8 protein-coding genes and 2 pseudogenes are annotated in these 11,388 nt (G+C 69.2%); all 10 read right to left on the reverse strand.

Going from position 1 to position 11,388, the window contains the following annotated elements:
• Nucleotides 1-7: 7 nt before the first annotated feature.
• Complete coding sequence (locus tag ACQEVS_RS26335; protein ID WP_433024169.1) at nucleotides 8-1,486, reverse strand: DEAD/DEAH box helicase; 1,479 nt, start codon at nucleotides 1,484-1,486, stop codon at nucleotides 8-10.
• A gap of 230 nt (nucleotides 1,487-1,716) precedes the next feature.
• Nucleotides 1,717-1,920, reverse strand: coding sequence for a cold-shock protein (locus tag ACQEVS_RS26340; RefSeq protein WP_185943992.1), 204 nt, complete (start codon nucleotides 1,918-1,920; stop codon nucleotides 1,717-1,719).
• A gap of 1,360 nt (nucleotides 1,921-3,280) precedes the next feature.
• Nucleotides 3,281-3,715 carry a hypothetical protein gene (locus tag ACQEVS_RS26345; RefSeq protein WP_433024171.1) on the reverse strand — a complete coding sequence of 145 codons (435 nt, stop codon included), beginning with the start codon at nucleotides 3,713-3,715 and terminating at the stop codon, nucleotides 3,281-3,283.
• On the reverse strand, nucleotides 3,621-3,947 hold the full coding sequence (locus tag ACQEVS_RS26350; protein ID WP_433027907.1) for a polyprenyl synthetase family protein: 327 nt from the start codon (nucleotides 3,945-3,947) through the stop codon (nucleotides 3,621-3,623). Before ACQEVS_RS26350 ends, ACQEVS_RS26345 begins: the two co-directional genes overlap by 95 nt.
• Nucleotides 3,948-4,118: 171 nt before the next feature.
• Nucleotides 4,119-4,424, reverse strand: a pseudogene (locus ACQEVS_RS26355) (transposase); the annotation flags it as partial.
• 50 nt (nucleotides 4,425-4,474) lie between these two features.
• Nucleotides 4,475-5,065 (reverse strand): hypothetical protein, encoded by a 591-nt coding sequence (locus tag ACQEVS_RS26360; RefSeq protein WP_433024173.1) that lies wholly within the window; start codon nucleotides 5,063-5,065, stop codon nucleotides 4,475-4,477.
• The gene (locus ACQEVS_RS26365) at nucleotides 5,062-9,417 is read right to left on the reverse strand and encodes a DUF6531 domain-containing protein (protein WP_433024175.1); all 4,356 of its coding nucleotides are present in this window, start codon (nucleotides 9,415-9,417) and stop codon (nucleotides 5,062-5,064) included. Before ACQEVS_RS26365 ends, ACQEVS_RS26360 begins: the two co-directional genes overlap by 4 nt.
• The gene (locus ACQEVS_RS26370; RefSeq protein ID WP_433024177.1) at nucleotides 9,414-9,785 is read right to left on the reverse strand and encodes a hypothetical protein; all 372 of its coding nucleotides are present in this window, start codon (nucleotides 9,783-9,785) and stop codon (nucleotides 9,414-9,416) included. Before ACQEVS_RS26370 ends, ACQEVS_RS26365 begins: the two co-directional genes overlap by 4 nt.
• Before the next feature lie 361 nt (nucleotides 9,786-10,146).
• Nucleotides 10,147-10,439, reverse strand: a pseudogene (locus ACQEVS_RS26375) (transposase); the annotation flags it as partial.
• A 163-nt stretch (nucleotides 10,440-10,602) separates the two neighbouring features.
• Entirely contained in the window at nucleotides 10,603-11,331 is a 729-nt protein-coding gene (locus ACQEVS_RS26380) for a peptidyl-tRNA hydrolase (protein ID WP_433024179.1), read from the reverse strand.
• Nucleotides 11,332-11,388 lie beyond the last annotated feature (57 nt).

Genomic DNA, 11,388 nt, shown 5'->3' on the forward strand with positions numbered 1-11,388 from the left:
GCGGGTGCTACGCGGCCGAGCCGAAGCCGGTCCGCCGCCGTGACCCACGGGACCCCGCTTCGCCGGCGGGACGGCCCTGGCCGGCGTGGCCACGGCGCCCCCGACGGCTCTGGGACGAAGACGGTCCACGGCGGCGTTCCACCTCCGGCGCGGTGATGACGACCGGGACACCGGAGGGAGCCTGGGCGCCTGTGATGCGGCTCAGCTCGGCCTCGCCCGAACGCACCTGGGCGACATGGGGGGTGATGCCCGCCGAGACCATCAGCCGGTTCATCTCGCGGCGCTGACCGGGGGTCACCAGGGTGACGACGCTGCCGGACTCGCCGGCGCGGGCCGTGCGGCCGCCGCGGTGCAGGTAGTCCTTGTGGTCGCCGGGCGGATCCACGTTGACGACCAGGTCGAGGTCGTCGACGTGGATCCCGCGCGCCGCGACGTTGGTCGCCACCAGGACCGTCACGTGCCCGCTCTTGAACTGGGCCAGGGTCCGCGTGCGCTGCGGCTGGGACTTGCCGCCGTGCAGGGCCGCGGCGCGGACACCGCTGCTCAGCAGGTGCTTGGTCAGCCGGTCCACCGCGTGCTTGGTGTCGAGGAACATGATCACTCGGCCGTCCCGCGCCGCGATCTCGGTGGTCGTCCGGTGCTTGTCCGCGTCGTGCACGTGGAGGATGTGGTGCTCCATCGTGGTGACCGCGCCCGCCGACGGGTCGACGGAGTGCACCACCGGGTCCGTCAGGTAGCGGCGGACCAGCAGGTCGACGTTGCGGTCCAGAGTGGCCGAGAAGAGCAGCCGCTGCCCGTCGGGACGCACCTGGTCGAGCAGGGCGGTGACCTGGGGCATGAAGCCCATGTCGGTCATCTGGTCGGCTTCGTCGAGGACCGTGACGTCGACGTCGTCCAGCCGGCAGTCGCCCCGGTCGATGAGGTCCTTCAGCCGCCCGGGCGTCGCGACGACCACCTCGGCCCCGGTGCGCAGCGCACCGGCCTGCCTGCCGACGGACATCCCGCCGACGACGGTGGTCAGCCGCAGGCCCACGGAACGGGCGTACGGGCTGAGCGCGTCGGCGACCTGCTGGGCGAGTTCCCGGGTGGGGACGAGGACGAGGGCGAGCGGCTGCCGCGGCTCGGCGCGCCGCCCCGCCGTACGGGCCAGTACGGCGAGACCGAAGGCGAGGGTCTTGCCCGACCCGGTGCGGCCCCGGCCGAGCACGTCACGACCGGCCAGGGAGTTCGGCAGGGTCGCCGCCTGGATCGGGAACGGCACGGTCACGCCCTCGTGGCCGAGCGTGGCCAGCAGCCGTGCGGGCATGGCGAGGTCGGCGAAGGCTCCGACGGCGGGCAGCGCGGGAGTGACCGTCTCCGGCGGCGCGAACTCGCCCCGCACGGCCTGTCGATTTCCGTGGGCCTTGGAACGGCGCGGGCCACCGGAGCGGTTGGCGGCGCCTCCTCCGAAACGGTCGTACGCGTGGGTGGGACGGGAACGCTTCATGCGGAACCTTCCTTGACGGGGCGCGTGGCAAGGAATTCCCGCAGCAGGCGATCGGCGCAGAGAATCTCGAGAGACGAGCCGTATGTGAAACGGGCCGGGCCGGACCGGTGGGAACGCGTCACCGGCCGGAAATGCGGAGGAGTCCTCCGCCGTGTGCCCTGAAAAGCGGCGAGCCGGGGCCCGCACCCCAGTGGTGCGGGCCCCGGCTGCGAAGTACGTCGGTGCCGGTGTCAGGCGATGACGATGTTCTCGGCCGTCGGGCCCTTCTGGCCCTGCGCGATGTCGAACGACACCTTCTGGCCTTCCAGCAGCTCGCGGAAGCCCTGGGCGCTGATGTTCGAGTAGTGGGCGAAGACGTCGGCGCCGCCGCCGTCCTGCTCGATGAAGCCGAAGCCCTTTTCCGCGTTGAACCACTTCACGGTGCCACTGGCCATGTCATTCTCCTCGGGAGACGGTGTCGGGAATTCACCCTGCGTGAATTCCGTGTCGCCGTGATGATTACCCCGTAGGAAATGAACCTTCTGGCAACCACACCTGCAACCGAGATCGACGGTAGCACGGTGCGATCGGCCTTGCACGGTCGATAATTTTGCCCGGGTCGGCGGTCGAAAAATATGCGAGAAGCCCCGCGCCCATTTTCTCGTGTCACGGGAACAGATATCGGTCCCCGTGGGCGCGGCCTTTTCTGCCCCGTGGCGTCCGCGCACCCCTGTGACCTCCGCCGACGGGAGACGTGCCGCCGCCCCGGCCGTCGGCGGATGGCGCGGTGGACGGACCCGCGAGACGGCCCGTCGAGAGGAGCGTCACATCGCCGACGGGGCGTGCGACGGCCGGTGTCCGGCACGCGTGGACACCTGTTTGTGGTGCTCGCGTCGGCATCCGCCGTCGGGCAGGGCGGGGGGCGTACCCGGCTACGGTCGGTGCGGGTGCGGTCAGCAGCGGCCGCGTAGTGCCGGGTGGTCGGCGATGACCGTTGCCGAGCCGGGGGCGATCTCGTTCACGTGCGGATGTTGCATTGTGTTGCAACCTACATACTATCTGTAATCAACTCGTGGCTGTGGACGTGTGGGGAGCTGGTCCTCAGAGGGGCGATGGGCAGGTTGCTTCGTTGGAACCGCAACGTGTCGGCTCTTCCCAGGCGGTGGTCGTCCGCGAGGAGTTGGGAAGGGCCGATCCTGCCGGTCGCGGGTGCGATGATCGACCGGTGATGAGATGGGTGGGGGCTCCTCTGGCTACACGTCACAGACGGCAAGCAGATGAGGCGATACGGAAGCTACGCGCGGACGTCGATGTGCTCGGCATCGGTCCTGTGCCGGGACCTGTTCGGGTGGCCCTACGGCACTACCACCAGCGCAAGTTGCGGACGTGGGTGCTGTGGGGCGTGTTCGCTTTCGTCTGCCTCGGGGTGGGCGGCAATGCGCTGTCGATCTATGTGAAGCAAGCAGACGAACATGCCGAGCAGGTTCCGTACTACAGTGACGCGAAGGCTCTCGCTACTTGGTTCATCGGCGATATCGGGGCAGGCGCTATTGCCTTGCTGCTGCTGGCATACCCTCTGTGGTCGCTTCTGGCTCATGTTGCCCGGATGTGCGGTGCAGGGGGTTACACCTTCGAGCGCGTAGACGTCTGGGCTCACTTGATCGGGCAGTGTGCGGACATTGTGCGCTCTTCCAGCAGCCGCGATGTGTACCTCCGGAACCTGTCCTTGCGGCTTCCCGTGATGCGCGTGCGAGGTGCTCGGATGGCCAGGGGGACTGTCCCTCTCTTCTCGCGGCGTAACGGACCGTTGAAGAGTCACGCCAGCCAGGTGGTGGGGCGTTGCGGGCTGCTGAGGCCGAACTGGACAAGGATGCGCGAAAGGCGGCGCGTGACCTCGCGCGTATGGCGTTGACGATCAGTGAGCGGTATGCCCTGGGGCAGGTTGGAGCGCTCTTGGACGAGCGTGACCTCAAACCACCACGCCGGATGGGCGACGCGTTGCGCCTGTCTCTCACTGCTGTCCTGGTAGCGGCGATGGTCATTGCGGCAGAGCGGCAGGGGGTGCCCGAGCCGGCCGCGATTGCCGCCGCTGTGGTGATCGCGGCGATCATCTATAGGAACGCTGCCGCTGGTGGAGTCGCTGGTATCGGCTTGATCATCCTCGAGCTCCTGCTGGGCTTCTTCTTCCCCGGCAAGTAGCGACTCTCGGGTGACATACAGGTCCTGCGCGGCGGCCGTCAACTGGGTCACTCCGCTGCACCGCCCATCGGTGGCGGAGCGGCGTTGAGGGCCGGGACCGCCAGGAAGAATAGAGCGTCCCCGGCCAGAATCGCGGTCGGCACCCCCTCCTGGACCACAGCGCGGGCCGCCCGCGGCGTAACCGGTCACCGCCGATGAGGTCATCGTGCAGCAAGGAGGCGTTGTGGACCAGTTCCACCGCCATCGCCGCCGGCAGCGCCAGGGCCAGCGCGGGTCGCACCATCTTTCCCGCTGCCGCCTCCACCGGCGTCCCTGTCGCATCCCACGAGCCGAAATGACTCCCACCGCGTGCCGGATACGGGATGGCAGCCCCTCAACCGTCTCCCGCAGCACCGGCAACGTCGCCATCCCGGCATCCGCCAGTACCTGTTATGCGCTGCGCGCCGGCCGCGCCGATCTCGATCAGGCCCGCGTCGTCGAGCCGGTGCAGGACCGCCTCGTGCAGCCGGCCGCAGACGCCGGCACGCGACCAGATCGGGAACCGCCGATGGGCGGTCGACTTCGATATGCCGAAGCACGGCGGCAGCGTCCGCCAGGCGCACCCGCTGACCAGCACGTAGACGATCGCGGCAAAGACCGTCTCATCAGGCGTGTCCTGCTTCCCCCCGCCCTGCGGCCGCACCTTCGACGCCGGGATCAGCGGCTTCGCGATCTCCCACAACCTCTCCGGCACGACCCAATCCCACGTTCCCCGCCCCATCCCCTGAACGACGACGCCTCACCACATAGGACACGGTCTTGACCGAGCGCTCACAAGGCGATGGGCTTGTTCGCCAGCGAGCGCTCCCCCTGCCAGCGCTCCACGCGCTCCAGGAACATACGCCCCACCGAATGTGCCCCGCATGTGTATGCGAGCCAGTACAGCTGCTCGCACCCGACCACCGGCTCACCACGGGTGTCGACCCAAAGGCTGACTGTCCCGCCGTCCGCCGACTCGGTCACGTCCCACCACAGCCAGCTTCTGTTCTCCGGGTCGAAGGTGAACAGCCACTCCTGCAGCCCCCACCGCTCCTCTTCCCGCTCGGACACGTACACGGAGGCGCCAGCCTCAGCGACCGCGTCGTCCGGACCGGGCTTCCGGCCGGCTCCGCGGCCGTGCTCACCGGACACTTCAGCGAACCAGTCCGGCACCGTCTCCGTCGGCAGTTCGTCCGCCTCCTCGAAGCCCGGGTCCCCGGCGATGTTCAGCGCCGCCCAGAGAACCGACCTCAGACGGCGGGCGTAGTCCTCGGGGGCGCCGTCGACAGCCACCTCGAAGCGGCCGAGGAGCCGTCCGGAGTCTTCCTCCGACGGCCTCTCGTGAACCCTCCGCAGTTCAATTTCCCTTTCCCGCCTGGTCACGAACCGTCTCCCTTGAGTACTTTCCCGGAGCCTGGGACTATCGCCTTCTCAAACTCTTCGAGCATGTTCGGGGGTATGCCGTACAGACCGGGAGATACCTTGGGGTCGGCTATCTCCGGATGCGTCCGCCGGTAGATCTTCCATTCCTTCGCGCTGAGGTGCTTGAGGTCCTTGGGCTGACGCTGCGGAACTGCCGAGTCCCGGATCTTCTGAACGTACGACTCCGGGAGATCGAACGCAATCACCTCGCCCGTGCCGCCGCGGAACGTGAGCGAGTGCGATATGTCGCCACTCAGGTTGACGTAAAGCTGTCCGTCCCCTTTGAGGCTGACGTTCCCGCTTGAGTCGACCGACAGTCGTTGACTGTCCGGATGTTCCGACTGTGCACGGTATCCAGGGGTGCAGGGCGTGAGACCGAGGGGGTCCACCCAAGCGAAGGGATTGTCTACGTACGCCTTCGGGTTGGGAGCGGGATCGAGGCCCAGAGGGTCGTGGGTCAGATAGCAACCTGTCTCCGGGTCGTAGTGACGGAAATAGTTGTAGTGCAGGCCGGTTTCGGCGTCGTAGTACTGGCCGGGGAAACGCATGGGACACTCGGTACCGGAATCCGGCGGAGTGGGAAGATGGGTGCCCCACAGACCGGTGCGGCGCTGCCAGACCAGCTCGCCGTCCGGCGTCACCAACTCCGTCGGCGTCCCGATCAGGTCCGTGACGACCGCGTGAAAACGCGTGCCTCCATCACCCTCGGAATTCCCGGAGAAGTGAGAGATCAGAGACTTCTCCGCGGCACAGGTGACCACCACTTGGTGATCGGTCTGGGCCAGGGGCCGATACGTGCCCGGGACGTAGTCCCACGTGGTGGTCCGGCCGTCCGCAGCCGTCTGCTCGGCGAGGCGCGTGCCCTCCCATGCGAACGCGACCGCTTCCGCCGTCGAGCCGTCGTCCGACAAGCGGTGCTTGGACATGCGGCGGCCGAGCGGGTCGTACGCGTACCGCCACTGCTCGCCGTTCGGCGTGACCACCGACGTCAGACGGTCCTCCGCGTCCCAGCAGTACGTCCACGTGCGGGACTGGCCACTGAGGAGCTTGCGGGTCTTGCGTACCAGCCGGCCTTGAGCGTCGTGCTCGTACGTCGTGCGGCCGGCCCGACGGACCACGCCGGCCTCGAAGTCCCGCTTGCCCGGCGCGCCATGGGCGGGGGCGGAGGCATGAGTGAGGTTGCCCGCCGTGTCGTAGGCGTAGGTCTCCGTCCAGCCGTGGGCCCGTACGCCGGTGACACGGCCTGCGGTGTCCAGGTCGAAGCGACGGGTGCCCGACGTCAGTTCACGGATCTCGGCGAGGTGACCGTCCTCCCGGTACGCGTAGGAACGGTGCTGGAGGAGGCGGTCGGCCTCCGGGTGGTGGCCGGTGATGCTCTGCGCGGTCAGGCGGTCCGCCGAGTCCCACGTCTGGGTGAGGGTCGCCCCCTCACCCAGACGGCGTTCCGTCTCACGGCCCACCGCGTCGTAGGCGAAGGTCAGGGAACCGGCCTCGCTGCGCAGCCCGGTCGCACGTCCCGCCGCGTCGTACGTCCACTCCGTCCGCAGGCCGGACGGCGTGGTGCGCTGAGTTCGGCGCCCCAAGAGGTCATACGCGTAGAGGAACGCCCGGCCGTTGACGGCTTCCGACACCACGCGGCCCAGCGCGTCGCGCTCGAAGACGATCTCGGCTTCCCCGTCGGCCGTCCGGGTCAGCCGGCCCGACCCGTCGTACGCATAGGTGGTGACGCTCTGCTGTGACCCCGCGCTCTGCTCGATGGTGCGGCCGAGCACGTCCCTGCTGAAGCGGATCGTCTCGCCCGCGCCGTTGGTGCGGGATTCCAGTTGCCCCGCCGCGTCGTGGACATAGGTGAGGCGGCGGCCGCTGAAGTCGGTCTCAGCGGTCAGACGACCGGCTTCGTCGTACTCGTACGACCAGCTGAACGCTTGTGGGTTGGTCACGCTCACGAGACGCAGTTCGGTGTCGTAGGCGAAGTCATACGTCGCACCGTCGGGTCCGGTTCGAGACGTGGGCAGGTCGAAGGGGCCGTAGGCGTGCTCGGTGGCGTTACCCGCCGGGTCGGTGTGGGTGAGGAGGTTGCCCTCGCCGTCCCAGGTCCAGGTCTCACGCCTGCCGTCGGGGAAGACGCGACTGCGTGGCTTGCCCTCGGTCGTCCACTCCATACGCGTCGTCTGGCCCAGGGAGTCGATGGCCTCGGCTATCCGGCCGAAGGCGTCGCGGCGGACCGTCATGACGTTGCCGAGGGGGTCCGTAACGGTCAAGGGCAGACCGGCGGCATCGCAGGTGATGCGGCGGGTGTGGCCCAACGCGTCGGTGACGGAGACGAGCCCTCCGGACGCGTCGTACGCATAGTGCGTCTCGGCGCCGGTCGGATCGGTCGTGGTGAGGCGGTTTCCCCTCTCGTCGTACGCGTGGCGCCAGGTGGCGCCGCCTGCACCCGTGACCTCGATCGGTCGGCGGAGATCGTCGTGAGACGCCAGGACGGTGCTTCCGTCAGGCAGGGTGATCTCGGCCAGGTTGCCTGTCTCGTCGTAGGCGTAGCGGGTCGTACGACCGAGCGGATCGGTGCGGGAGAGGATGTTTTCGCCCCGGGAATCCCACTCGGTGCGCGTGGTGTGCCCCAGCGGGTCGACTTCCTCGACGACATGGCCGTCGGCGTCCCAGCGATAGAAGCTCTGCCGGCCCAGCGAACTGGTGACCGTCGTCGTCCGCGACCCGTCCCCGTACTCCAGCGTTCCCGAAAGGAAGCCGTCGCTGCCCTCCGTGCGCACGACGCGCCCGCGCTCGTCGTAGACGTAGCTGTACGACGCGCCGTTGCGGTCGGTCCACGAGGTGACGCGGCCCTCGGCGTCGTACGTGAACCGCAGCGGCTTGCCGCTGGAGTTGACGACCTCGGTGAGGTTGCCCGCGTCGTCGTAGCCGTAGCGGACCAGGAGCGTGCCGCCGCCGGGCGTCTGCTGGGGCTCGTACTGCGACGGTGCCTGGTCGAGCAGCCGCAGGGCGGTGACGCGCGGGCCGTCGGTATCGACCGCCACGTAGTAGCCGCCCGAGTGCCGGATGGCGGTCGGGGTGCCGCTCAGGGTGCGCTCGATGTCGACGCGCATCCCGTTGCGGTCCTGCACGCTCTCCAGCGGCAGCTGGGCCGCGCCCGGGACCGCGCAGGGCGCGGGGTGGGCGAAGGTTCGGATGACGCCGCTGTACGGGTCGGTGACGGTCATCATGCCGTCCGGCGTGCCGTCCCACTCCAGGGCCCAGCGCGGGCCCTTGACCGGCAGGACCGGCTCGCCGGGTACGGGAATCGGATAGACGAGCCGCATGCCGTCGGCGGCCGCGAAGACCACGCCCTCGGGGTCCAGCTGGACGCGCTCGTCGAGCGTGGAGGCCCAGGTCGGGCCGAACCAGTTGCCGGCCCGGTACGACGACACGTGCGTGCGCTCGACGACGAGCGGCAGGGCGCCTGGCAAGGTGACGTCGGTCTGCGGCAGCAGCATCGCGCCGGTGGCGACGTCGATGGGGTCGAGTTCGCACTTGATCTGCGAGGGGAGGCGGGCCGCCGCACCGAACTCCTCCGCGAGGCCGGGCCGGACGCCGTTGAGCAGGTTGCGGACGCCTCCCGCCTCGGCCGCGTTCTTCGCGAAGCTTCCGGCACCGCCGAACGCGCCGCCGAAGAGCATGCCGTCCTTGATGGACGTGTCGGCCTCGCCCCAGTCGAAGTCCTTCTGCAGGCCCAGGGAGATCTTCATCGGCTGGGCCACCGCGAGGTCCACGGTCACTGCTTCCAGCCCGCCGAACGCGGCCGCGGCCAGTGTGAATCCGGCGATCTCGGCCACCGTCGTGGTCACCGCGATCCCCACGGACGCGCCGCCGGCGATGATCACCTCGGCGGCGGCAGCGGCCGCACCCGACAGGGCACCTCCGGTGGCTATCGCCAGGGCGACGCCCGTCGCCAGCACCGCCAGGTCGACGGCGATCTTCTCCCACAGCTCTTTCACCGCGTGGTCGATCGCGGCGGCCATCTTGTCGCAGGCCTTCGCCATCTCCTTGGCGGCGTCGGAGACGTCGCTGAGCCATCCGGCGTCCTTGCCCTTGGCGTAGCGACCCCAGAAGGTCTCGAACGCCTCGATCGCCTCACCCTTGTTGTTGTGGATGAGGGCGCCGGCCGTGTTGTTGACCGGGCCGCGGATGTCGTCGACGCTCTCCGCGAACGCCCGCCACGCCTTCGCGGCCTTACGCAGCTTCGCCGCGTCCCCGTCTGGCCAGTACAGACCCATGTGGTGGACGAGGAAGCTCTGGACCTTGTGCTTGAGACTCATTCGCCGGACTTGCCCGCGTCCTGCCGGCCGCCGTCCTTGACGCCCTTCTTGCTGAACATCGAGCCGATCAGCTTGTCGTTGTCGACGTGACCGTCGGACATGTCCGCCATCGCCTCGTGGATGCTGGCGAGTCCGTCGATGAGGATCTTCGTGGCGTTCTCTATCTTCTTGCGCGCCGGCGTGTAGCCCTTCGCGAATTGCTTGCCCTGTTCGTCCTCACCCCACGGCGCCCCGAGGCCGTCCAGTGTGGTGGTCAAAGTGGTCAGAGCCTCGCGAAGCTTTCCACTCTGTTCACTGAACGTCGGCGCTGAGGACTTCAGGTCCTCCGCCTTGATGTCCAGGACCTTTCCGCTGCCGGCCTCGCTCACGGCAGTGCCTCCCCGTTCGATGCCCCGTGATGGGACCATCAAGACTAAGGTGTTGCCGATCAGCCCTCGATCATTCAACAGCGAATAGCGAACAAAGAACGATATGTGCGGTGTGATACCCGGCACATGAGGACTCGGCCCCTGGGCACGCCATGCATGGCCCCGCCCCGGGGGTGCGCCATGCCGACGCCGAATCCCCCGGGGCCGGCTTTCGGCGGCGCCTTTTTCCGTGGGAGAGAGCGTGGCGGACGCCCCGAAGACCCGCCATGGGAAGGGACTTGCTACGAATTTGCGGCCGGCCTTCCCGAGGGCCCGCCCCCGGGCCTCTTCCGAGGTCCCTCTAAAGCTCGTGATGCTGTAATCAGTGGCTGAGGGCGAGGTTGTGCGTGTAGGCGATGCCGCTGGTGGCCCAGAAGACGCCGTCGCCCGTGAGACGGCAGTCCCGCAGGGTCTTCCAGTTCTTCATGCGGGCGAAGGCGTGCTCGACGCGGGCCCGGACCCGCCGGTGAGAGGTGTTGTGCCGTTCTTTCCAGTCGGGGGTAGCCGGTCCTGCCCGGCCTGACGGCGGTGGGGCATGCGGGCGCCGGTGTCCTGGTAGCCGCCGTCGGCGAGGACGGTCGCGTTGCCGCAGGCGTCCTTGATGCCGGAGTCGGCGAAGGCGGTGCAGTCGGCCGCGCATGCTCGGTGCCAGTGACACTGCGAGTGTCTGGCGTCCGCACTCACGAACGGCGCCGGCACTCCGGCGGTCGGTCTCGGTACTGTCGCAGGACGATCAGGCCGCACCCCCAGCTTCTTCTCCAGACGCACAGGTGACCCCCTACGGTCGCCGCAGGCGCCCGACCGGGCAGTAGCGCTCGCCGCCCTCGACCGCAACAGTCAGCCCGGGGGCGATCTCCGTGAAGCCGGCGTCGCGGACGAGTGGGAGGCCGCTTGACGTCAGTTCCGTCCAGCCGGCGGGGGCGGCGGTGCGTACGGAGAGGGGGAAACCGTCCTCGCGCCACGCCTTGCGGGCCGGGTCGTCCAGGCGCCACCAGGCCAGTTGGGCGCCGTGTCCGGCCTGGGCCATCGTCTTGCCCGCGGACATCTCCAGCTCCGGGTTGAGCCAGAGGACCGGCCCTCCGGGGTCGGCGGGGCCGGGTGCGGCGGGGTCGTCCAGGTCGGTGCCGGACACCTGGAGCTTCACCAGCTCCGGCGGCCAGCCGTCGAGCGGGACCGGCGGGAAGACGCGTACCTCGGCCGTCTCGCCCGTCACCGTGATCCCGGGCAGGGCCGAGGCCCGGCGCCACTCCGCGCCCCGGGCCCGGCGGACGACCTTGCGGATGCGGGCGTCCTGCCAGTCCCGCACGGCCCGGGCCCACTCGCCTTCCCCGGTGGAGCGCTCGTCCGACAGCAGGACCAGCACCGCGCGGGCCGCCGTCTCCAGGGCGTCGGTACGGGCCGGCGGGGCGGCCTTCTCGATCCGTACCACCAGGGGCAGGACGAACTGCGGCGCGGCGTCGCGGGGATCCGCGGAGTCGGTCGGGATGCCGGTCTCTGAGCTGGTCACGGAGCCAGTCTGCCAGCCGTCCGCCGGGGCCCCGGGGCCGCTATGGTGATCCGGGAA

The sequence above is a fragment of the Streptomyces sp. CA-181903 genome, assembly GCF_050937075.1.
Lineage (GTDB): Bacteria > Actinomycetota > Actinomycetes > Streptomycetales > Streptomycetaceae > Streptomyces.

What these genes read in the sequence shown, in the direction of transcription:
- ACQEVS_RS26335 (WP_433024169.1), bottom strand. Translation starts at nt 1,486, where the DNA reads ATGAAGCGTTCCCGTCCCACCCACGCGTACGACCGTTTCGGAGGAGGC.
- ACQEVS_RS26340 (WP_185943992.1), bottom strand. Translation starts at nt 1,920, where the DNA reads ATGGCCAGTGGCACCGTGAAGTGGTTCAACGCGGAAAAGGGCTTCGGC.
- ACQEVS_RS26350 (WP_433027907.1), bottom strand. Translation starts at nt 3,947, where the DNA reads ATGGTGCGACCCGCGCTGGCCCTGGCGCTGCCGGCGGCGATGGCGGTG.
- ACQEVS_RS26365 (WP_433024175.1), bottom strand. Translation starts at nt 9,417, where the DNA reads ATGAGTCTCAAGCACAAGGTCCAGAGCTTCCTCGTCCACCACATGGGT.